This is a genomic window from Thiomonas intermedia, from assembly GCF_002028405.1.
Taxonomy (GTDB): Bacteria; Pseudomonadota; Gammaproteobacteria; order Burkholderiales; family Burkholderiaceae_C; genus Thiomonas; species Thiomonas intermedia.
On record NZ_CP020046.1, the window covers coordinates 844,921 to 867,022 of the forward strand.

Annotated in this window: 21 protein-coding genes; 7 read left to right on the forward strand and 14 right to left on the reverse strand. The window is 65.0% G+C overall.

Annotated features, from left to right (window positions below):
* Positions 1 to 42: 42 nt before the first annotated feature.
* From BVH73_RS03935 to BVH73_RS03950, 4 genes are all read left to right on the forward strand, one after another.
* Positions 43 to 1,593, forward strand: a complete 1,551-nt coding sequence (locus BVH73_RS03935) for a M48 family metalloprotease (RefSeq protein WP_079416273.1) — start codon at positions 43 to 45, stop codon at positions 1,591 to 1,593.
* 68 nt (positions 1,594 to 1,661) lie between these two features.
* Positions 1,662 to 3,569 (forward strand): O-antigen ligase family protein, encoded by a 1,908-nt coding sequence (locus tag BVH73_RS03940; RefSeq protein WP_245800404.1) that lies wholly within the window; start codon positions 1,662 to 1,664, stop codon positions 3,567 to 3,569.
* Positions 3,570 to 3,684: 115 nt separating this feature from the next.
* Complete coding sequence (locus BVH73_RS03945) at positions 3,685 to 4,437, forward strand: AzlC family ABC transporter permease (protein ID WP_079416275.1); 753 nt, start codon at positions 3,685 to 3,687, stop codon at positions 4,435 to 4,437.
* 13 nt (positions 4,438 to 4,450) lie between these two features.
* On the forward strand, positions 4,451 to 4,777 hold the full coding sequence (locus BVH73_RS03950) for an AzlD domain-containing protein (protein ID WP_079416277.1): 327 nt from the start codon (positions 4,451 to 4,453) through the stop codon (positions 4,775 to 4,777).
* Between the two features lie 11 nt (positions 4,778 to 4,788).
* Here BVH73_RS03950 and BVH73_RS03955 read toward each other — a convergent pair whose 3' ends face one another.
* Positions 4,789 to 6,156 (reverse strand): sensor domain-containing diguanylate cyclase, encoded by a 1,368-nt coding sequence (locus tag BVH73_RS03955; RefSeq protein WP_079416279.1) that lies wholly within the window; start codon positions 6,154 to 6,156, stop codon positions 4,789 to 4,791.
* A 179-nt stretch (positions 6,157 to 6,335) separates the two neighbouring features.
* Between BVH73_RS03955 and pyk the strand changes: the two genes are divergently transcribed.
* Positions 6,336 to 7,769 (forward strand): pyruvate kinase, encoded by a 1,434-nt coding sequence (gene pyk / locus BVH73_RS03960; RefSeq protein WP_079416281.1) that lies wholly within the window; start codon positions 6,336 to 6,338, stop codon positions 7,767 to 7,769.
* 193 nt (positions 7,770 to 7,962) lie between these two features.
* Here pyk and BVH73_RS03965 read toward each other — a convergent pair whose 3' ends face one another.
* The 13 genes from BVH73_RS03965 to purE form a co-directional block, all read right to left on the reverse strand.
* Positions 7,963 to 8,634, reverse strand: coding sequence for an FHA domain-containing protein (locus BVH73_RS03965; protein ID WP_079416283.1), 672 nt, complete (start codon positions 8,632 to 8,634; stop codon positions 7,963 to 7,965).
* A gap of 53 nt (positions 8,635 to 8,687) precedes the next feature.
* A complete protein-coding gene (locus tag BVH73_RS03970) occupies positions 8,688 to 9,467 on the reverse strand; it encodes a PP2C family protein-serine/threonine phosphatase (protein ID WP_079416285.1) in 780 nt (259 codons plus the stop codon).
* Between the two features lie 70 nt (positions 9,468 to 9,537).
* Entirely contained in the window at positions 9,538 to 10,248 is a 711-nt protein-coding gene (locus BVH73_RS03975) for a TerC family protein (RefSeq protein WP_079416287.1), read from the reverse strand.
* Between the two features lie 141 nt (positions 10,249 to 10,389).
* Entirely contained in the window at positions 10,390 to 11,283 is an 894-nt protein-coding gene (sucD, locus tag BVH73_RS03980) for a succinate--CoA ligase subunit alpha (RefSeq protein ID WP_079416289.1), read from the reverse strand.
* A 191-nt stretch (positions 11,284 to 11,474) separates the two neighbouring features.
* The gene (gene sucC / locus BVH73_RS03985) at positions 11,475 to 12,638 is read right to left on the reverse strand and encodes an ADP-forming succinate--CoA ligase subunit beta (protein ID WP_079416291.1); all 1,164 of its coding nucleotides are present in this window, start codon (positions 12,636 to 12,638) and stop codon (positions 11,475 to 11,477) included.
* Positions 12,635 to 13,258 (reverse strand): DUF2889 domain-containing protein, encoded by a 624-nt coding sequence (locus BVH73_RS03990; protein WP_079416293.1) that lies wholly within the window; start codon positions 13,256 to 13,258, stop codon positions 12,635 to 12,637. Before BVH73_RS03990 ends, sucC begins: the two co-directional genes overlap by 4 nt.
* A 61-nt stretch (positions 13,259 to 13,319) precedes the next feature.
* On the reverse strand, positions 13,320 to 13,784 hold the full coding sequence (recX, locus tag BVH73_RS03995; RefSeq protein WP_079416294.1) for a recombination regulator RecX: 465 nt from the start codon (positions 13,782 to 13,784) through the stop codon (positions 13,320 to 13,322).
* 97 nt (positions 13,785 to 13,881) lie between these two features.
* The gene (gene recA, locus BVH73_RS04000) at positions 13,882 to 14,943 is read right to left on the reverse strand and encodes a recombinase RecA (protein WP_079416296.1); all 1,062 of its coding nucleotides are present in this window, start codon (positions 14,941 to 14,943) and stop codon (positions 13,882 to 13,884) included.
* Between the two features lie 149 nt (positions 14,944 to 15,092).
* Positions 15,093 to 15,824, reverse strand: a complete 732-nt coding sequence (locus BVH73_RS04005; protein ID WP_079416298.1) for an OmpW/AlkL family protein — start codon at positions 15,822 to 15,824, stop codon at positions 15,093 to 15,095.
* A gap of 35 nt (positions 15,825 to 15,859) precedes the next feature.
* A complete protein-coding gene (locus BVH73_RS04010) occupies positions 15,860 to 17,179 on the reverse strand; it encodes an SGNH/GDSL hydrolase family protein (RefSeq protein WP_079420314.1) in 1,320 nt (439 codons plus the stop codon).
* 241 nt (positions 17,180 to 17,420) lie between these two features.
* The gene (locus BVH73_RS04015; protein WP_079416300.1) at positions 17,421 to 18,431 is read right to left on the reverse strand and encodes an L-threonylcarbamoyladenylate synthase; all 1,011 of its coding nucleotides are present in this window, start codon (positions 18,429 to 18,431) and stop codon (positions 17,421 to 17,423) included.
* 1 nt (position 18,432) lies between these two features.
* The gene (locus BVH73_RS04020; protein WP_079416302.1) at positions 18,433 to 19,602 is read right to left on the reverse strand and encodes a 5-(carboxyamino)imidazole ribonucleotide synthase; all 1,170 of its coding nucleotides are present in this window, start codon (positions 19,600 to 19,602) and stop codon (positions 18,433 to 18,435) included.
* On the reverse strand, positions 19,599 to 20,087 hold the full coding sequence (purE, locus tag BVH73_RS04025; protein WP_079416304.1) for a 5-(carboxyamino)imidazole ribonucleotide mutase: 489 nt from the start codon (positions 20,085 to 20,087) through the stop codon (positions 19,599 to 19,601). Before purE ends, BVH73_RS04020 begins: the two co-directional genes overlap by 4 nt.
* A 169-nt stretch (positions 20,088 to 20,256) precedes the next feature.
* On the opposite strand from purE, the gene trxA reads away from it, so the two are divergent.
* Together trxA and BVH73_RS04035 are read left to right on the forward strand one after the other, a co-directional pair.
* Complete coding sequence (gene trxA, locus BVH73_RS04030; protein WP_079416306.1) at positions 20,257 to 21,153, forward strand: thioredoxin; 897 nt, start codon at positions 20,257 to 20,259, stop codon at positions 21,151 to 21,153.
* 53 nt (positions 21,154 to 21,206) lie between these two features.
* Entirely contained in the window at positions 21,207 to 22,091 is an 885-nt protein-coding gene (locus BVH73_RS04035; protein WP_079416308.1) for a phosphoribosylaminoimidazolesuccinocarboxamide synthase, read from the forward strand.
* The last annotated feature ends 11 nt before the right edge of the window (positions 22,092 to 22,102 follow it).

The window sequence follows — 22,102 nt, forward strand, 5'->3', positions numbered from 1 at the left end:
CCGGGACAGCTCTTTCTCGGCAGACCTGCCCAGCTCTTTCCCATGCCCACCCTCCCGATCCACCGCCTTCGCCCCCTTCGCCTGCGGGTCATTGCGGCCCTGCTGGCGATGACCCTGCCCTGCGCGCCCAGCTGGGCGCAATCCGCCGAGACGCGCGCATCGGGCTCTTCGAGCAGCCTGCCCACCCTAGGCGACCCCGCGCAGGGCAGCCTGACGTCGGCCCAGGAAAATCGGCTGGGCGAGATCATCATGCGCGAAATGCGCCAGGAGCCCGCCTATCTCGACGACAGCCTGCTGCGCGACTACCTGCAGACCATCGTCGACCGCCTCACGCCCGCCGCCCGGCGCACCGCGGAGATGGAGGCGCCGACGCGCTTTCATGTCTTTCTGCTGCGCGACCGCAGTTTCAACGCCTTCGCCCTGCCCGGCGGCTGGATCGGGGTACACACCGGACTGGTGATCGATGCGCAGTCGCACGATCAGGTGGCAGCCGTGTTCGCCCACGAGATGTCGCACATCACCCAGCGGCACATCGCGCAGCGGCTGGCGCAGGCGGGCAAGGACCGACTTCTGAGCATCGGCTCGCTGCTGCTGGCGATCGCCGCCGCCAGCGCCGGTCAGGATCAGGCCGCGCAAGGCCTGGCTCTGGGCGGCCAGGCCGCTGCGATCGACAATGCCCTGCGCTTTTCGCGCAGCAACGAGCGCGATGCCGACCGCACCGGCGAAGAGGTGCTCAGCGAATCGGGCTACCCGCCCCAGGCCATGGCCAGCATGCTGCAGCGGCTGCAGAGCCTGTCGCGCCTCGATGACGGCGATGTGCTCGCCTTCCTGCAGACCCATCCGCTCACCAGCGAGCGCATTGCCGATGCCGAAGCACGCGGAGGCAATCAGCCCCTGCCGCCTGACCACGACCTCCTGTTCTGGCTGATGCATGCCCGGGCCCGGGCGCTCACACCGACCACCCACGATGCCTTGTTGCGCGAAGAGCAGCGCTTCCATGCCGACAAGGCCGGCTTTCCAGCGCAACAGGCCGCCCTCGCCTACGGCCAGGCCGTGCTGTTGCAGCGTCTGGGGCGCTTCGATGCTGCCGCGGTCGCCCTGGACCGCGCGCAGACTTCCGCCCGCGATGCGCCCGCGCCCGAGCGTCTTCCGCTCGATCTGCTGCAGGTCGAACTGCAACTGGCGCGCCAACCCGCGTCGGCCGTCGATGCCGCGCGTGCGCTGCAGGCCCGATTCCCGCAATCGACCGCTGCGCGGCATCTACTGGCCCGCTGTCTGCTGGCCCAGCCCGACAAAACCATGGCGCGCAGCTTTCTCCGCCAGCAGACCGTGGCGCACCCACAAGACCAGGTGATGTGGGAAGACCTCGCCCGCGCCGAGGCGGCCCTGGGCGCTCCGGCCGCACAGCACCGCGCAACCGCCGAGGCCTACGCCCTGCAAGGCAAGACCGAAGCCGCCATCGAACAATTGCGCATAGCCCAGCGCACGCCAGGCGCCGACTATTTCGAAGCTTCCATCATCGCCGCACGCCTGCAAGCCCTCCAGCGGGTGCATGCCCAGCAGGTGTCGATCGACAAAACGCTGCCGCAGTAGCGCACGGTCCCGACCGGCCAGGCCCGGTCCTGGCGCCTTGGTCTGGGGCCGCACAGATAATGCGCGGCATGGCATTCCCTACTCCCGCTTCCACTGGCCCGACGCCCGCGTCTGCTCGGCTTGCATTCCGCCAACAACTCGCCCTCGGCCTGCTGGGGCTGGCCCTGTCCCTGCCGCTGATCTGGCCCTTCGATCCTGGCGTGGTGGCAAAAATGGGCACCACGCTGGTGGCGGCCGCACTGTGGGCCAGCGTCTTCCTTGCGGCGGCCTGGAGCGGGCTGACGCCGCGTTTCGGCCTCGCGGCCCTGGGCTTCGGGGTGGCTGCGGCCGTGGTCGGACTGCAGACCCTCAGCGGACAACTCGCCTACGCCAGCCAGGGCGCGATCACCGCGGCGGTGCTGATGAGCGCGGCGCTGGCGGCCGGTTTGGGACAGGCCGCCGCACGGCAAACAAGTTCGGCCGATGAACGGCTCGCCCACCCCTGGCTCGATGTGGCGGCCGCGGGGCTGCTGTTGCAGGGCCTGGTCCAGGTGGCGTTCGGCCTGGTGCAATTCGCACTCTGGCAAATGCCGACGCTGGCCGCCTGGCTGGCCTCACATGCGCCGTTTTACTCCGACATCATCAGCTACCCCTCGACCGGCCGGGTGTTCGGCAATCTGCGCCAGCCCAACCATTACGCCACGGCCGTGGCGCTCGGCCTGGCCGGGCTGGCCTGGTGGGCCCCGCGGCTCAGGGTGAGTGCGGTGTGGGCCAGCGTCATCGGTCTGAGCTGGGCCCTGGTGGTCTGCGGATCGCGCACGGGCATGGTGCAGGCGGTGGTCGCGTCGGCATTGGTTCTCATCGCGGTGCGTGGTGCCTGGCGTCATCCGCGCTGGGCGGCTCTGGTGGCGGTACCGCTGCTCTACGCCCTGTGGTGGCTGGCGCTGCGCGAAGCCGATCACCTCGGCTGGATCAGTTTTCTCGATGCGGTGACCCGGCAGATCGATCAGCCCGTCAATGCGCGGGCGCTGATCTGGCGCAACGCCTGGCAGGTGTTCGAGCACCTGCCCTGGTTCGGCGCGGGCTGGGGGCAACTCGGCTGGGGATTGCAGCACGCGGCCATTCATCATGCGCTCCATCCGCTGCCGCTGGACAACATCGACAACGCCCACGATCTCATCCTGCAATTCCTCGCAGAGACCGGCCTGGCCGGCACGGTGCCGATTCTGCTCGTCGCCCTCGCCTGGCTTTGGCGCTCTGCAAGGGCATGGACGCAACTCGGCCGCGGCAGCCCGGACGGCGCCACGCCGCTGCCTCTCGCCGCCTGGATGGGCGTGGCTTTCCTCGGCCTGCACAGTCTGGTCGAGTATCCGCTTTGGTACCTCTATTTCCTGTGGGTGTTCGCCTTTCTGGCGGGATGGATGGACGGTTTCGACCGTCCCCGAACGACGGCGCACCACCACGCATCAGCCTGGCGCACTCTGACGCTGCCGCGCCCCGCAGCGCTGGGCGTCGGGCTGCTGGCGGCCCTGCTGGTGGTCAAGGCCGGCTATGACTACAGCGTGACCAACGACGCCTACTCGGCCGATCGCGCCTCGGCTGGCCAGGCCATCCGCCAGGCCCAGCGCAGCGATCTGTTCTTCCGCCCTCTGATCGGCTTTGCACTCGCCAGCGGCATTCAGGTGAGCGCCCGCGACAGCCATCGCGAGCTTTTGCGCGAGCAGGCCGAAATCGATCGGGTCAGCCATGCCTATGGCGACCCCAGTCTGCTGATCCGCCGCGTGCTGCTGCTCAGCCGACTGGGGCATGCGGACCAGGCACTGGCCCTGGCGCGCTACACCGCCAGCTCGTTCTGGCTGTATGCGCCTGGTCTGGCCAAGCAGTTCCCGGCCCAGGCGGCGCAGGCCGGCCTGACGCCTCGCCAGGCGGCCCCCTTGCTCGAAGCGCTCAAGCAGGCGCCGGTGCTGCGCCGTATCACGGTGCCGGTCAATCACTGAAACCCGTCCGCACCGTCTGGCGTGGACGTGTGCGTGTTTTGTCACACCTGCGGCCTCGCCGCTTGCCGCAGGCTTTTGATGCGGCGCAAAATAGCACCTGTTCTTTCGCCCGCTCATGTCCACCCTCTCCCGCGTTCAATCGATGTATGCCCGCCCGGCTTTCCGTGAGGGCCTGCAGGACATGCGCGCCGTCTCCCTGGGCATTGCGGCCTGGGGGCTGGTCACGGGTGTGGCCATGGTCAAGTCGGGCCTGAGCGTGCAGCTGGCCCTGGCCATCAGCCTGTTCGTATTCGCCGGCAGCGCCCAACTCGCCGTGCTGCCCTTGATCGCGGCGGGCGCGCCGCTTTGGCTGATTCTCGGCACCGCGTTCTGCGTCAATCTGCGCTTCGTCGTGTTCAGCGCACAGATGCGGCCCTATTTCGAAAATCTGCCCAGGCTGCGGCGTGTGGCGTATGGCTACCTGATTGGCGACCTGAATCAGGTGCTGATGATCCGGCGCCACCCCCACCCCACTCAAGACCCGCAGCAGGCGCAGTATTTCCTCGGGGTCTCGCTGGCCAACTGGATCGCCTGGCAGGTTCCGTCCATTCTGGGCATTCTGATGGCGCAGCACATTCCCGGCTCCTGGGGGCTGGCCTTCGCCGGCACGCTGGCGCTTCTGGGCATCGTCCTGTCCCTCCTGGCCGATCGCATGATTGCCGGTGTGATCATCGTCGCCTCGGCACTCAGTGCGCTGCTGTTCTGGCTGCCGCTGCGGCTCAATCTGGTCGTCGCCATCGTGGGCGCCCTCGTCGTGGGCATGGCCTGGGAGGCCTGGAGCAGTCGGCAACTGGGCGCAGGCGGCCTGCTCGACGGCACCAAACCTTGAGGACGACTCGGACATGACCTTGCTTGAGCAGATCGCCCTCGTCGTCGGCCTGACGGCCGTGACCGTGCTGAGCCGCAACCTCTTTTTGTTGTCGCGCAAACCCATGCCCCTGCCCGCGAGGGTCAAGATCGCCTTGCGGTTTGCGCCGGCGGCGGCGCTGGCCGCCGTCGTGGCGCCCGAGCTTCTATTGCTCACCCCTCTGGGGCCGCCCTGGGTCAAGCTGGGCGCGGCCGTGATTGCGGCTGGCTATTTTTTTGCCCGCCGAGGCATTCTGGGCACCATCCTCAGCGGCATGGTGGCTTACTGGATCTTGAACTGGGTCAGCCACACCTGGGTCTGACACCGTCCTGATCAAAACGGTCCAGGGCCGTGCAGCGCCGAGGCATTGCCGCCGTCGATGCGTCGATGACACAAAGCCCAGCGGTTCTTGCCTTCCTGCTTGGCCGCGTACATGGCGTCGTCGGCACGCTGCAACAGTTCGAAGCTGCTGCGCGCATGGGTGGGCGCTACAGCCACCCCGACACTGGCCGTCACCCGCAGGCCGGAGAGCAGGTCGTAACCCGCCGCGGCACTGACTTCGACGAGTTTGGCCGCGAGCGCCTGCGCCGACGACAGATCGGCCACGGCGCTGAGCACCACGAATTCATCGCCGCCGATGCGGCCAATGGCATCGTCGCGGCGCAAGGCGTCTTGCATGGCGTGCGCCACCTGGACCAGCAGGCGGTCGCCGCGCACATGACCCAGGCGATCATTGATCTGCTTGAAACCGTCGAGATCGACAAAGCACAGGGCGAGCCTGTCCTCGCGCGTGTGGCGTGCCAAAGCGGTATCGAGCCGCTCCATGATGGCGCGACGGCTAAGCACCCCCGTCAACGCGTCGCGCTCGGCCCGGTGCAGCAGTCTGGCGTGGGTGTCGATCTGATGGGTGATGTCGCGCACGAACGTAAGCAGGGAGACGACGCGCCCCTCTTCGTCGCGCAGCGCCGACAGCGTCCATTCCACCCAGATGCGCCGCCTGTCCTTGCGGATGTACTGCGCCTGCTCCACCCAACTGTCGATCTCTCCGCGCAACAGGCGCTCATAGACCGCCATGGTGCGGGGGCGCTCCTCCTCGGGTACCCCCATGGCCAGCCGGTGCGTCCCCAGACGATCGGTCTCGGAATACCCGAGAATGGCCTCGGCGGAGCGCGACCAGCGCGTGATGATGAGTTCGGAATTACTCTCGATGACCCCCCAGGGCAGATTGTCCAGCGCCTGTTCGAGCAGCCAGTTGGAACGCTTGAGCGCCATCGCGGCGGTGACGTCGTCGTGCACGTCGTGCGCGATGGTGTAGACCGCGTCGATGCGGCCGTTGGCACCCCGTTCGGGAAAGACCTGGATGCGCGCCCAGCGCGGCGGATCGAGATGCCGAAGCAGCCGCAGATAATCGGCTTGCTGCCCGGCGAATCCGCGCTCGAACGCCGGTCGGGCGGCCGTCCAGGCCTCCTCGCCATACAGCTCCGCGAGGGTTCGGCCCCGCAGCTCATCTGGCGCGCGGCGCGACCAGGTCTTGTAAGGGGGATTGAAGAAGGTCAGCCGCCCCTCGGCATCCCAGCGGCCAATGGGCAGATCGACCGCCTCCAGCAGGCTCCTGACTTCCGGCACGGCGGCCAGGCCGGGCAGCATGTCGGTACCGCTGGACTCGGTGGGAATCGTCTCGTCGGGAAAAGACTCGCTCATGGATGAACGCAGATGGGGTGCGGAAAGGTCGGCGTGCGCGGGATCAATCAGGCTGACACGATTCTGACGCCTGGCACGAAATCGTCAAGAGCACGCTCTACACTACGGCCCGGTGTCCGTGAATGACTCCACATTTTCACCGATCGCGTTTCTTGCCCATCCTCCTCATTCCGCTACTCATGTCCCGCGCCACAAAAATCGTTGCCACCATCGGTCCTGCCAGTTCCTCGCCAGACGTCCTCGAGCGCATGATTGCCGCGGGGGTTGACGTCGTCCGACTCAATTTCTCTCACGGCAAGGCGCAGGACCATATCGATCGGGCACAGCTCATCCGCGAGACGGCCGACCGGCTTGGCAAGGCGGTCGCCATCATGGCCGACCTGCAAGGGCCGAAAATCCGCGTGGGCCGGTTCAAGGACGGCAAGGTCATGCTCCAGCCGGGTCACAAGTTCATTCTCGACGCCACTTGCGAGCTGGGCGACGAGAACCGCTGCGGCCTGGACTACAAAGACCTGCCGCGTGATGTGCGGGCCGGCGACCGCCTGCTGCTCAACGACGGCCTGATCGTGCTCACCGTCGAAAACGTCAGCGGCGAGCAGATCCACACCACGGTCACCATCGGCGGCGAGCTGTCCAACAACAAGGGGATCAACAAGCAGGGGGGCGGGCTCTCCGCCCCGGCCCTGACCGCCAAGGACATGGAAGACATCCGCACGGCGATGGCCTTCCAGGCCGACTATCTCGCCGTGTCCTTTCCCAAGAATGCCACCGACATGGAGCTGGCGCGCCAGCTCGCCAACGTGGCGGGCGAGCCCTACAACCACAAACCGGCGCTGATCGCCAAGATCGAGCGGGTCGAGGCGATTCCGGCGCTGGCCGAAATCCTGCGCGCCTCCGACGGCATCATGGTGGCGCGCGGCGACCTGGCCGTGGAAGTCGGCAACGCCGCTGTGCCGGCGCTGCAGAAGCGCATGATCCGCATGGCGCGCGAAATGGACCGCGTGGTCATCACCGCCACGCAGATGATGGAGTCGATGATCGTCAACGCGGTCCCCACCCGGGCCGAAGTGTCCGACGTCGCCAACGCCGTGCTCGACGGCACCGATGCCGTCATGCTCTCGGCTGAAACCGCCGCGGGCAAGTATCCGGTGGAGACGGTCGAGGCCATGGCCAGCATCTGCGTGGCCGCGGAGAACGTCGAAGAGGTCAAGCTCGAACACGACTTCATCGACAAGAAGTTCACCCGCATCGATCAGTCCATCGCCATGGCGGCGCTGTTCACCGCACACCACCTGGGCTGCAAGGCGATCGCGGCCCTGACCGAGTCCGGCTCCACCGCCCTGTGGATGAGTCGCCACCGGGTCAACGTGCCGATCTACGCGCTGTCGCGCAGCGAAACCTCGGTGCGCCGCATGGCGCTCTACCGCAACGTGCGACCCATGCTGCTGAGTTTCAGCACCACCGACCGCGACGCCTTGCTCAATCAGGCCGAAGCCCGGCTGATCGAGAAAAAGGCCGTGGCCTCAGGCGACAGCTACGCCATCACCTGTGGCGAACCGATCGGTTCGGCAGGCGGCACCAATATGCTCAAGGTCATGCGCGTGCCCCGCTGAAAGGGCACTGCGAAAAAACGCCCGCATCGACCGTGGTCCTTGCGGGCGTTTTGTTTTGGGCGAGGCGCTCAGAGCTTGTGAATTTTTCGGGCATGGCTGAAAGGTTCACAAGCTCATGAGAAAACGCCGAGCCGCCCCAAGTTTTCTCATCCCCCGCGGGGGGCGGGTCGGCTCGCCGACCCTGGGGGCGCTCTCAGACCTGCAGGAATTGCAACTGAATGCCGGTGAGGTTGATCACGTCACCGGATCGCAGCACCACGGGCATGAGCCCGAGAGACACGCCGTTGACCTGCGCCCGCTTCTCGCCCTCGACCTGCACGAGTTCGTAGCCGCGCGGTTTGTGCATCACGCTGACCACCAGGGTGCCGCGTTGGCCAAAGGTCGTCTGCTCCTTGCTGAGCAGAATTTCACGCCCGGCCGCATCACCGCTGAGCACCTTGATCTTGTAGCTGCGCTCAACGTCACCCGCCCGGGTGCGCGAATCGGAAAAGCCCGAATTGCCGAACCGCGAGTTGCCGAAGCCGGTGGAGGCGCCGAAGCGCGACGGCCCAAAGGTGGTCTGACGGGTATCGGACAGCAGACGCAGACTGTACTTGCCGATATCGACCGTATCGCCCTCGCGGAACGGGCTGGATTTGATGGGGGCACCGTTCAGATAGGTGCCGTTGGTACTGCCCAGATCTTGAATGGTGTAGCTCTCGACTTCCGCCCCGGCGTCTCGCAGCAGCACGGCATGCTCGCCACTGACGGCCAAATTGTCGATGACCACATCGTTGTACGGACGACGCCCCAGGGTCGTGCGGTCTTTGCTGAGCACGACCTCTTTCAAAACCTTGCCATCCAGGGTAATCACGAGTTTGGCCACGATTTGAAGTCCGTTTGAGTTATCAGTCTGGTCGGAAAAAACGGCTTGTCGCCTCAAGCCAGCGTACGCGCGGTCACCAAGATGACGGATACGTTGTCGCGCCCCCCCGCAGCATTCGCATCCTCCACCAGCTGGCGTGCAGCAGCAGAGGGATGTCCAGTGAATTGCTGCATCACGGCTTCGATTTTGGCATCAGTCAACATATCGTTCAAGCCGTCTGAACACAGAAGCAACACGTCCCCCGCCATCATGGGATGCATGGCGACGTCGGGTTCCAGCTTGGCATCGACGCCGAGCGCGCGCGTCACCAGATTCTTGCCACCGATCTTCTCCGCATCCTCCGGCAGGATCAGACCCATGTCGATCTGCTCCTGCAATGCCGAATGGTCATGGGTGAGCAGGCGCAGCTGGCGCTGACGCAGCAGGTAAACACGCGAATCACCCGCATGGGCGATCACCGCCACATTGCCGGTGAACGCCACCGCGACCAGCGTGGCGCCCATGCCGGAAAACTGCGCATTGCCACGCGCCGCACGCAGAATTTCCACGTTCACGTGGCGCACGGCAAAGCGCAACTCGGTGGACAGATCGAGCGCCGTCACCTTGGGATAGTCGGCCTTCAAGCGAGAGATGCGGGCACAGATCTGCGCGGTGGCCATTCCGCTGGCCACTTCGCCCGCGGCGTAGCCACCCATGCCATCGGCCAGCACGGCAACCTGCGCCAGCGCGTCAAACGCCACGGCATCTTCGTTATGTTCGCGCACGCGGCCCGGATGGGTCAGGCTGATCATTTCGTACTGCAGGGCCGCGTTCGGGCCCGATGATTTGGCCATGTTCGCGCTCACAGACCTCCCCTCCATGCTGCGCGCTGCGGGATGAGCGCCTGGGAACCGCGTTGCGCGCTCATGTGGCCGACGCCTGTGGACGGCGGTAGATCCACTTTGCCGCGGCCCAGACCACAACCGCACCGATCAGCCCGGCGATTTTCTCGGCATAGTCGGCCCAGGGCAGCGCCTCGACCCAATGAGACACGGCCGGGTCGGTCACGATCAGACCGCCCGCGATCCAGCCCAGCAGCATGGCGCCCAGGACGATGATCACCGGGAATCGTTGCATCAGATGGATGACCAGTTGACTGCCCCAGACGATGATGGGCACGCTCAGCAACAGACCGAACACCACCAGCAACATGCTGTGCTGCTCGCCGGCATTCTGGGCGGCGCCCGCGATGGCGATCACGTTGTCCAGACTCATCACGAAATCGGCAATGATGACCGTCTTGACCGCAGCCCAGAGCCGGTCGGCCGCCTGCACATCACCGTGGCCGTCGTCGTCCTGCGGCGCAAGAAGCTTGATGCCAATCCAGAAAAGCAGCAGCGCGCCGACGATCTTGAGAAATGGCAGCTTGAGCAGGGTCAGCGCGAAAAAAATCAGGACCACGCGCAGGCCGATCGCTCCCGCGGTACCCCAGAGAATGCCAAGCTTGCGTTGGCGCGGAGGCAGTTTGCGCGTGGCCAATGCGATGACCACGGCGTTGTCTCCGCCCAAAAGAATGTCGATCAGAACGATCTGACCGATGGCCGTCAAGAACTCGACGGTGAGATAGTGTTCCATGCCGATGGCTGCCCCGAGCGATATCAATGCAGTCCCATCGGGACCTCGCACGCATCATACCGTTTGCCACTCCTTGCAGCTCCGGCGTTTGCACCGATCGGCCTCTGGGCGCGCCGGGCGGCCGCAGGGTGGCCTGCCGTCTCAGAGAACCTGTTGAAGCAATTTGCCCATTTCAGAGGGGTTGCGTGTCACCTTGAAGCCACACTCTTCCATGATGGCGAGCTTGGCGTCGGCCGTATCGGCTCCACCGGAAATCAGCGCGCCGGCATGACCCATGCGCTTGCCCGGTGGCGCCGTGACCCCCGCAATGAAGCCAACCACCGGCTTCTTCATGTGGGCCTTGCACCAGCGCGCGGCCTCGGCTTCATCGGAACCGCCGATCTCGCCGATCATGATGACGGCATCGGTATCGGGATCGTCATTGAAGGCGCGCATGATGTCGATGTGCTTGAGACCGTTGATCGGGTCGCCGCCGATGCCCACCGCGCTGCTCTGGCCCAGCCCCAGTTCGGTGACCTGCGCCACCGCCTCGTAGGTGAGCGTGCCCGACCGCGACACGATGCCGATGCGGCCCTTGCGGTGAATATGCCCGGGCATGATGCCGATCTTGATTTCATCGGGCGTGATGAGACCGGGGCAGTTCGGCCCGAGCAGCAGGGTCTTCTTGCCGCCTGCGGCCTCCTTGGCCTTCATGCGGTTGCGCACCACCAGCATGTCCTTCACGGGAATGCCCTCAGTAATGCAGATCGCCAGATCGAGATCGGCTTCCACCGCTTCCCAGATGGCCGCAGCCGCGCCGGCCGGGGGCACGTAGATGACCGAAACCGTGGCTCCCGTCGCCGCCTTGGCGTCGGCCACGGTGCCGTGGATGGGGATGCCCTCGAAATCCTCGCCGGCCTTCTTGGGGTTGACGCCGGCGACGAAGCAGTTCTTGCCGTTGGCGTAGTCGCGGCACATGCGGGTATGAAACTGGCCGGTCTTGCCGGTGATGCCCTGGGTGATGACCTTGGTGTCTTTATTGATCAGGATAGCCATGGTGTTCTCGTGTGCTGGATGGGCTCGGCTCAGAGGCAGAGGATTTTTCGGCCCTGGCCGAAAGGGGCGTCAAAACGTCTCCGATCGAGGCGCAACGCGCAGCCATAGCCCAAGCTATGGCGAGCATTTGCAACGACGGGCGGGGGCGTCTTGGCGTGCAAGGTGGGCATGGATGAAAAGTTCTCAGCCTCTCAGGCCTGCGCGGCATGGACGGCAGCCTGCGCGGCCTCGCCCATGGTGTTGGCGCTGATGATGGGCAGGCCGGAATCGGCCAGCATCTTGCGGCCGATCTCCTCGTTGGTGCCCTTCATGCGCACCACCAGCGGCACGCTCAGCCCCACGGTACGCGAGGCAGCGATCACGCCCTCGGCAATGGTGTCGCAGCGCATGATGCCGCCGAAGATATTGACCAGGATCGCCTTGACATGCGGGTTGTGCAGCATGATCTTGAACGCCTCGGTCACTTTCTCGGTGGTGGCGCCGCCGCCCACGTCCAGGAAATTGGCGGGCGAGCCGCCGAACAGTTTGATGGTGTCCATCGTGGCCATGGCCAGCCCGGCGCCGTTGACCAGACAGCCGATATTGCCGTCGAGCTGGATGTAAGCGAGGTCGAACTTGCTCGCCTCGATCTCGGCGGGATCTTCCTCATCGAGATCGCGCAGCGCCACGATCTCGGGGTGGCGGAACAAGGCGTTGTCGTCGATGTTGAACTTGGCATCGAGCGCCTTGATGTGGCCGTTGCCTTCGAGAATCAGCGGGTTGATCTCCACCAGCGAGGCATCGGTATCCATATAGCACTGGTAGAGCTTCTTGAGCACATCGACCGCCTGGGCCTGCGAGGCCAGCGGAATGCCGATGCCGGCGGCCAGTTCCAGGCCCTGAGCGTCCTGCAAGCCCGCAAGCGGATCGACAAAGACCTTGAGGATTTTCTCCGGCGTCTTGGCGGCCACTTCCTCGATGTCCATGCCGCCTTCGCTCGACGCCATGACGGCTACTTTCTGCGTGGCGCGGTCGGTGAGCACGGCGACGTAATACTCCTTGCGGATGTCGGCGCCCTCCTCGATCAGCAGACGCCGCACTTTCTGCCCCCCGGGCCCGGTTTGATGCGTGATGAGCTGCATGCCCAGAATCTGCGACGCAAGCTGCCTGACTTCGTCCATGCTGCGGGCCAGTTTGACGCCGCCGCCCTTGCCTCGCCCGCCCGCATGAATCTGCGCCTTCACCACCCAGACCGGACCGCCCAATTCCTGTGCCGCGGCGGCAGCTTCATCGACGGAAAACGCGGGCTTGCCGCGTGGAACCGGCACCCCATGGTCCCTTAGTAGTTCCTTGGCCTGATATTCATGAATTTTCATGGTGTCTCGTCCTCGACTTGTGGTGTAGGCATTGTGCCTTTGGCACGTTGCGGCGCAGCAGGCTGCGCCCAACGGGGATAGAACTCGGCCACCGCAGGCCCGTCCAGCCGCAGGGCGTGACAGCGGTTGAGCTGAAAGGGCATGTCGGCGGGGCGCTCGGTTTCGGTGACAGGCAAGGCGATTTGGGTCAGCCCGGCCAAACCCTGAATCGCTGCGGTGGGCAGTATCTGCGTCAATTCGGTCAGATGGGTACAGCCCAGCACACCGCCGAGCCGCTCGCGCACGGCGGCCCGAAAGCCGCGCAGCAGATTGAGACCAATCAGCCGCTTGTAGGCCTGGGCATGATCGCCGCAGGTGTCGTAAGGGCTGAACAGGGTGTGCGACCCGGCATCGACAATATCGAGCGCATCGTTGAGGGTGACGATGAGCAACATGTCGTGCACGGGCACGCCCGCAGGGCGGGTGCGCTCGGACAGGGTCAGATCGCGCGTCTTCACGTCCCGCAATTCAGCCTGCAGATCCCAGAGGCCGTCGTCGCGCGAATACACCTCGACACTGAGACTGCGGCGGTGAACCAGACGGCGGTAGGGTGAAGAAGGGGCGGCAGGAGAGTCGCGCATGGCTGATCTATTTTTGATGAAGCGCAATAATCAGTGTAGCAGCCTGCTGCGTCGCAGCAAGTCAGTCGGAAGCCTCCGGCGTCTCGCCCCGCAGCACGGCACGCACCGTGTCACTGCTGAAACCGCGCTGGGTCAGGAAGCGGGCCTGTCGGGCACGCTCCGGGGCATCTTGAGGCAGCGTCGGGAACTTGCGCGACCAGGCGGCGTGGGCACGCGCCAGCTCGCTGTCCTTGAGCGATTGCCGCAGCGCCGCGGTGGCATCGCCCGGCAGACCATGCGCCTCGAGCTCTTGTGCGATGCGCAAATTGCCGTAGCGTTGCTGCCGCCGGTGGATCAGCGACTGGGCAAAACGCTCGCTACTGAGCAGGCCAGCCTGCTCCAGGCTGGCGAGCAAGGCATCGACCTCGTCGGCCTCCTCACAATAGCGAAGCAGTTTGCGGCGCAGTTCCAGCGGGCTGTGTTCGCGCTGCGACAGGTAGCGCACGGCACGCGCACGCAGGGAGGGTTGGGCGCGAGGCGGCGTCATGGCACGACGGCGCAGACTAGACCGATGAAGCTGCGGCGGCTTCGCCTCGGCTGCAGCCGATCGGAGCTTGCATCAACGACGCCCACGCGAGCCGCACTCAGTCCTGATCTTCCTCGGTCATGTCCGCGTTCATCAGCGCATTGGCTTCAGGCACGCCCAGACTGACGCGAATCTTGTTCTCGATCTCGCGAGCGACATCCGGATTGGCTTTGAGGAACTCCCGAGCATTGTCCTTGCCCTGGCCGATTTTCTCGCCGTTGTAGGCATACCAGGAGCCCGATTTTTCGACCAGTTTGGCCAGTACGCCCAAGTCGACGATCTCGCCCTCGCGCGACACGCCTTCGCCATACAGAATGTCGAACTCCGCCTGTTTGAACGGCGGCGCCACCTTGTTCTTCACGACCTTGACCCGTGTTTCGGAGCCGATGACGTCTTCGCCCTTCTTGATGGCCCCGATGCGGCGGATGTCCAGACGCACCGACGAGTAGAACTTGAGGGCGTTACCGCCGGTCGTCGTTTCGGGGTTGCCGAACATCACGCCGATCTTCATGCGGATCTGATTGATAAAAATGACCAGGCAGTTGGTGCGCTTGATATTGGCCGTGAGTTTGCGCAGCGCCTGGCTCATCAGACGTGCCTGCAGACCTGGCAGCGAATCGCCCATCTCGCCCTCGATCTCGGCCTTGGGCGTGAGCGCGGCCACCGAATCGATCACGATCATGTCCACCGAACCGGAGCGCACCAGCGCATCGACGATTTCCAGCGCCTGCTCGCCCGTGTCGGGCTGGGAAATCAGCAGATCGGGCAGTTGCACTCCGAGCTTCGAGGCATATTGCACATCAAGCGCATGCTCGGCATCGATGAAGGCGCAGGTGCCGCCGATCTTCTGCATTTCGGCGATGACCTGCAGCGTGAGGGTGGTCTTGCCCGAAGACTCGGGCCCGTAGATTTCGACCACGCGGCCGCGCGGCAAGCCGCCCACGCCCAGCGCAATGTCCAGCCCCAGGGAGCCCGTGGACACCACCTGAATGTCATGCTGCGCCTCGCCGTCGGCCATGCGCATGATGGTGCCCTTGCCGAACTGCTTTTCGATTTGCGACAACGCGGCGGCTAGCGCCTTGGCTTTTTCTGGATTCACTGCAGACTTCCCCTGTTCCATGGCATGTTCCTCATGTCTTCCCGTCCAAACGGCACTGCTGCGCAATGTAGCACAACTGTATATAAAGACAGATCGACTTTTTGATTCGCGCCCCAAAAAAAGGGAGCCGAAGCCCCCTTTTCTTCACAACGCCCAACTGGCGCAGCGGTTCAAAAACTATAGCCCACCGCCAAGGTGTAGATGATGGGATGGAAATTGATGCGCGTCTTTGCCTGCGAGGTGATGACCGAAGGATTGACGGGCGAATAGGACGTGGAGGTCAGATCGCTCTGCACGTCTGCCATGGCCACCGTGCCGACGACCGACCACTTCGAATTGAAGCGGTAGATCAGGCCGACGTGCGCGGCAGCCCCCCAAGAATCCGAGAGACTGATCTGCGTCGGCCCTTGCAGGCCGGTCAACGGCGGCAGCGCCTTGGTATTGGTGAACTTGGTGTAGTTCAGACCGACACCGACAAACGGATCCCACTTGGCGTGATCACCGAAGAAGTGGTAGTTGATGAAGGCCGTTGGAGAGTAGACATCCACATCCGTCACGCCGGCTCCCCGCAACGCCCCCCATCCCGACCCGGCGGCATCGGTACGCACACGCGGCGGATAGCCCAACACCAGCTCGAAGCTGAAGGGTCCGGGCAGATTGCGCACATATACCAGCCCCAGCGTGGAAGCATCCCCCACATCCAGATTCAGATTGGGCGGCGTGTTGTACCCGCTCAGATTGGCCGATTTGGAGTGATTCTGCAGATAAGCCAGGCCCACGAACACCGTGTTTTGCGGCCCGGTGTCGTCCGCCATGGCTGCCGGGGCAAACACCGCCCCCGCCACCAAGCCCGCAGCCATCAAAGCACCGCGCAGAACATTGAATCGCGATTGACGCATCATGAGTTCTCCTCAGAAGTTTTATGAGTGCTGCGGGTTCACTGTGAAATCCAGCCAAAACTGGTCATCGCATCCATCGTATTTTTCGCAATGATTTGATAGCCGGCAGGTGTGGGATGGACGGCATCCGCAAAAAGGGATGTATTCGGATCAAGCCCGCTCACCAGGGTGGTGGTATTGCAGAAGAGCGATGAATTGCCCAGTTGGGAAAGCACTGGTCCGTTAATGTCGCAGACCGGCGCGGCGACATTCGTCAAACCAAATTGCGCAGGACTGGCAATCTCTTTGTTCAGCAATGCGAAGCCATCCATCATTTTTACAGGCTGCCCTTGAAGATCGTTCAACAGACGTTGATTAAAAACCTGGACCAAGTTAGACAGCAAATAACAAGGTGTGTGGATGTCGGTGTTGTCACATGTGGTGCCGCCAGAGAGTGACTGACCAAATGGTGTTAACGACGAATCGGGCAAGGTGTAAACAAGAACGTACTTGGCATTGTTCTTCAGCATCAATTGAACCTGCCCCGCAAGCTGGTCGGCTGCAGCGGCAACCGTGGCCTGAGCAACTGCAGCGGCTTGCGAGGTCGCCTGCGATTTCACTGTAGCCAGTTGATCAGCAGTCAGGGGTGTCCCCGCCTGCGCTGCTTGTGTGGCCGCTTGAGTCACCGCTGCCGTGACCTGCGTGCTCACATTCGAGAGCGCCGTGAAAATATCATTGTTGCCCGCAAGCACGGTGATCAGCTGATTGCTGTTGAAGGCCCCAAATTGAGTCAGATAATTTTGCACCTGCTGAGTTAAGGGATATGTCAGCGCTCCAGTACTGTTTCCGATCCCCGCCGCCGTACTGATCATTGATCCGCCTTGCGCAAATCCATAGCAGTTTGCCTGCACCGTAAAGGGGCAGTAAATAGGCGTAGTACTGGGTGTCGTCGGATTCTGCGGATTGAAATACTGGCCTGCATAGCCGATCACATTGGGCGTGATTGGCAACCCAAGTGAAGTTGCGAGGTCACTCACCCAATTCCCAGTTGCAAGACCATTGACGGTGAATTGGCCGCCCCCGGCATAGGCGGCGGGAGGGGCCCAAGCCGGAATACTAGAGTTGTATAAGGGCGAGGCTGGATTGGCGTAAGTGCTGTATGCCGCCAAGGTATAGGTTCCGACATCAGAGAGGCTGTCTCCGAACGACACCACCGCCTTGAATCCCCCACTAGGCGCTGATGTCGGCGCCGTGCTGGCCGCGTTCACACTGGCCACGGTCGACAGCGTGGGCGCCGAGGGGTTGCCTCCGCCGCCGCCGCAACCTGCCAAGCCCAAGGCACTGGCCAAGGCCAGCGCAATCCAGACGCGATTCCGCATGAATATCTCCTCAAACATTGTTGTAGGCCTGCTGTCCTGCAGGCGGGCGGGTCAAAATAGAACGACCGTTCGATTCAGCATAGCCTAGGGAAAATGGCGTCGCAAGGGAGGTTTTCCACATTTCGCATAGGTTTGCACTTTCGCAACATTTTGATACATACGGGGTGGGCAACGTCTGCGCCGCCGCAGTCACAAGCCCCTTCGTCGCAATGCTCGGCGGGGGGCTGCAGACGGTGCGGCCTCAGTTCCCCGGAGCGCCCGAACCCCGGGCTGCACGGCTCAGGCGGTCGCGCAGGGCCAGCCAGGGCTGCGTGGGCGGGAGGGCTTCGACCCAGATCTGATCGAGTCCGGCCTGGTCGAGCTCGCGCAGCGCCGCATAGAGCCGTTGTGCGTAGCCAGCCGGGTCGTCGGGCAGTTGCATCCAAGTCGCGCTGATGCCGTCCTCGAGTGCATGCCGCGCGAGGACGCCGATGCGCCGCGTGTCGTTCGCCTGCGCCAGGTCGGCGTGGATCTGTTCGCGGGTGCGCAACAGCAAGGCGGTGCGTGGCGCGTAATGTGCGGGCAGCGCACCGGCAACGCGGGGGGCGTCATCGGCCGGGCGCTGCAAGGCCTCTGCCGAGACGCCAAGTACCGCGGCCAGATCGGCCGCCTGCAGCAGCCCCGGACGCAGAATGCGCGGCGGCTGCACGGTGCAATCGACGATGGTGCTCTCGATGCCGACGGCGCAAGCGCCACCGTCGAGCACCAGCAGGTCGTGGCCGAGTTCGGCCTGCACATGGGCTGCCGTCGTGGGGCTGATGCGGCCGAAGCGGTTGGCCGAAGGCGCCGCCAACCCGCCCTGCCCGCCCTTGAAAATCGCCAGCACGGCCTGGGCGACGGGATGGGACGGGCAGCGCAGCCCGATCGTGTCTTGTCCGCCGGCGCAGGCCTGGGCCACGCCGGGCTTGCGCGGCAGAATCAGCGTCAGCGGTCCGGGCCAGAAGGCGGCGGCAAGCTGGCGCGCCGTTTCGGGCACCTCGGCCGCCCAATGCCCCAGATCGGCGAGGCGGTGCACGTGCACGATCACCGGGTGGTCCGCAGGCCTCCCCTTGGCGGCGTAGATCTTGGCGACGGCCTCGGGATTCTCGGCGTCTGCCGCGAGGCCGTAGACGGTTTCGGTGGGCAGGCCGACCAGCTCGCCAGCCTCCAGACGCCGCACGGCTTCGACGATCTCGCGCGGACGCACCTGGGCGTCGGTATTCACCGCGCTCACGTCAGAACGGTTCCAGGCCGAGCACGGTGCAGACGTGCAGCGCGTTTTGCCGCGCCTCGGTCGGGTTGGCGGCCGTGCAGGTGAGATGGCCCATCTTGCGGCTCTTGCGCGGGGCGTGTTTGCCGTAGAGGTGCAGATGCACGCCCGACTGCGCCAGCACGGTGGCCCAGTCGGGCTCGCGCTGCTGGCCCGCGGCGTCGAACCAGAGATCGCCGAGCAGGTTGAGCATGACGGTGGCGCTGTGTTGCCTGGGCGCCAACAGCGGTGCGTTCACCAGGGTGCGCCACTGCAGTTCGAACTGCGACACATCGCAGGAATCGAGGGTGTGATGGCCGGAGTTGTGCGGACGCGGGGCAATTTCGTTGGCCAGCAGGCGACCGTCGCGCAGCACGAAAAATTCCACGCAGAGCACGCCGACATAGTCGAGCCCCTGCGCTACCGTGCCCGCGGCGTTCTGCGCCGCCTCGGCGAGGTCGGGGGTGATGGAGGGGCCGGGCGAAAAGCTGGCGAACAGAATGCCGTCGCGGTGCAGGTTCTGCTGCGGCTCGTACAGCACGGCGCAGCCGTCTCGCCCGCGCGCCATCACCACCGAGAGTTCATAGGCCAGATCGAGCTTCTTCTCCAGCACGCAGTCCACCCCGCCGAGCGTGGCCCAGGCGGCGGGCAGATCGGCGGCGCAGGCCACCGACATCTGGCCCTTGCCGTCGTAGCCCAGGCGTGTGGTCTTGAGGATGCCGGGAAAGAGATCGGCACTGACGGCGTGCGGATCGACCCCCGCCGTCAGCACGGCATGGGGGGCGCAGGGCACGCCCAGCCGCTTGAACAAGGCCTTTTCCTGCGCCCGGTCCTGGCAGAGCGCCAGAGCGCCCGGAGCGGGCGCCAGGGGCACGCGGGCGTCCAGCCACTGCATGGATGCCGCGGGAATGTTCTCGAATTCGACCGTCACCGCGGCACAGTCGCGGGCAAGCTGATCGAGGGCCAGGGGATCGTCGTAGCGCGCGGCGAGGTGGCGTCCTGTGACCTGCGCCGCAGGGGCCGCCTCGTCGGCTTCGAGCACGACCACCCCGTATCCCGCGCTTTGCGCCGCCTGGGCGAACATGCGGCCCAATTGCCCGCCACCGAGCACGCCCAGCGTCGCTCCGGGGGGAATGAATGCCGCGCCGGCACTCATGCCTGCGTTCCCACGCGCATGGCGCGCGCCGCCGCCGCCTGTTCGGCGCGGAAGGCGTCGAGCCGGTCGCGCAAATCGGTGTCATGCGCCGCCAGCATCGCCACGGCAAACAGGGCGGCATTCGCCGCCCCGGCCTCGCCGATGGCAAAGGTCGCCACGGGAATGCCCTTTGGCATCTGCACGATGGACAGCAGCGAGTCCTCGCCCCGCAGATACTTGCTCGGCACCGGCACGCCGAGCACCGGCACCGCGGTCTTGGCCGCCAGCATGCCGGGCAGATGCGCCGCGCCGCCGGCACCGGCGATGATGGCCCGCAGGCCGCGCGGCTGCGCGCTTTCGGCATAGGCGAACAGATCGTCGGGCATGCGGTGGGCCGAAACCACCTGGCATTCGTGCGCCACACCGAAGCGGGCGAGAAGATCGGCCGCATGGCGCATCACCTCCCAGTCGCTTTGCGAACCCATCACCACGCCGATCACGGCCATCTGCCTGCTCCTGTGCAAGATCTGAAAACCGCTGATTTTAAGAATCCGCGGCAGACGCCCCGAAAACCGCGCCCCGCTATGCTTCCGGCCAACGGCGCCACCTGCGCCGCCATACCCCTCTTGGTATGACGGCGAACGCCCCCATCTGCCCTGCTTTCAGGAGTCGAACATGATTGATGCCACCGTTGCCAATTTTGAAACCGAAGTCGTCGAAGCCTCGAACACCGTCCCCGTGCTGGTGGATCTGTGGGCGCCCTGGTGCGGCCCGTGCCGTGCGCTCGGCCCCATCCTCGAAAAGCTGGAGGTGGCTTACGAGGGCCGATTCAAACTGGTGAAGATCAACACCGAGGAGGAGCAGGAACTGGCGGCCGCATTCGGCGTGCGCAGCATTCCCATGGTGATGCTGCTCAAGGACGGCCAGCCGGTGGACGGTTTCGTGGGCGCGTTGCCCGAGGGCCAGATCCGCGAGTTCCTCGACAAGCACGTTCCCGACGCCGCGCCAGACCCGGCCGACGATGCCGAGCCCTCTGACGCCGAGCCGCCATCAGGGCCCGACGTGTCGCCGCTGGAGAAGTTGCAGCAGGATCTGGCCACCAACCCCGCCAACGACGTGGCGCGCAAGGACTATGTCGAACTGCTGCTGAAAGACGGGCGCACCGCCGAGGCCGCGATGGCCTTCGAGCCCATGACCGGCAAAGCCCTGGCCGACGCGCGCATCCAGGCCCTGGGCGACTGGCTCGCAGCCGCGCAGGCCGCGCCCGGCCTGCCGACGATGGCGGCGCTGCAGGCCAGCATCGCCACCAACAAGCGCGACTTCGACGCCCGCTACGCCCTGGCGCAGCAGCACATGGCGTCGCAGCAGTGGACGGCCGCGCTCGACGAACTGCTCGACATCCTCATGCGCGACAAGAGCTGGAGCGAAGACCGGGCGCGCAAGACCTTTGTCAACATCCTCGAACTGATGACGCCAGCCCATGCGCCCAAGCCCGCCGCGGGCCAGCCCCCCGTCACCGACCCCACGGTGGAAAGCTACCGCCGCCGCCTGAGCATGACGGTGCTGAGCTGATGACCTGACGGGGATTTCTACAATCTCCGCCATTCCGCGACGAAAGCCCTCCCATGACCTCTGCGCTGCTGCAATCCTCCCTACATTCCCTGCCCCTGCTGTCCCGCGGCAAGGTGCGCGAAAACTACGCCGTGGGCACGGACCGGCTGCTGATGGTGGCCACCGACCGCATCTCGGCCTTCGACGTCATCATGGCCGAGCCCATTCCGGGCAAAGGCGAAATCCTCACCCGCATGGCCCGCTTCTGGTTCGGCCTGCTGCACGATGTGGTGCCCAACCATCTGCTCGAGGTCGATCCCGAGAGCGTGGTGGCGGCGGACGAGCGCGAACAGGTGCGCGGCCGCGCCATGGTGGTCAAGCGCCTCAAACCCCTGCCGGTGGAAGCCGTGGTTCGCGGCTACCTCGCCGGGTCAGGTTGGAAGGACTATCAGGCCAGCGGCGCGGTGTGTGGCGTGGCCCTGCCCGCCGGGCTGACGCTGGCGAGCAAGCTGCCCGCGCCCATCTTCACCCCCGCCACCAAGGCCGAGCTGGGCGAGCATGACGAGAACATCACCTTCGCCCAGATGGAACAAACCGTCGGCGCCGGACTCGCCGCCCAGGTGCGCGACGTCAGCATCACGCTCTACCAGCGCGCCGCCGACTACGCCGCGGCCCGCGGCATCCTGATCGCCGACACCAAGTTCGAGTTCGGCCTCGACGAACACGGCACCCTCACGCTGATGGACGAAGTGCTCACGCCCGATTCCTCGCGCTTCTGGCCCGCCAACACCTGGGCTGAAGGCATCTCCCCGCCCAGCTTCGACAAACAGTTCCTGCGCGACTGGCTCGAAGGCGTGCCCGGCTGGAGCAAACAACCTCCACCGCCCACCCTGCCCGCCGAGGTCATCGAACACACCGTGGCCCGCTACCGCGAAGCGCTGCAACGGCTGACGGGCTGAACAGACCTGCC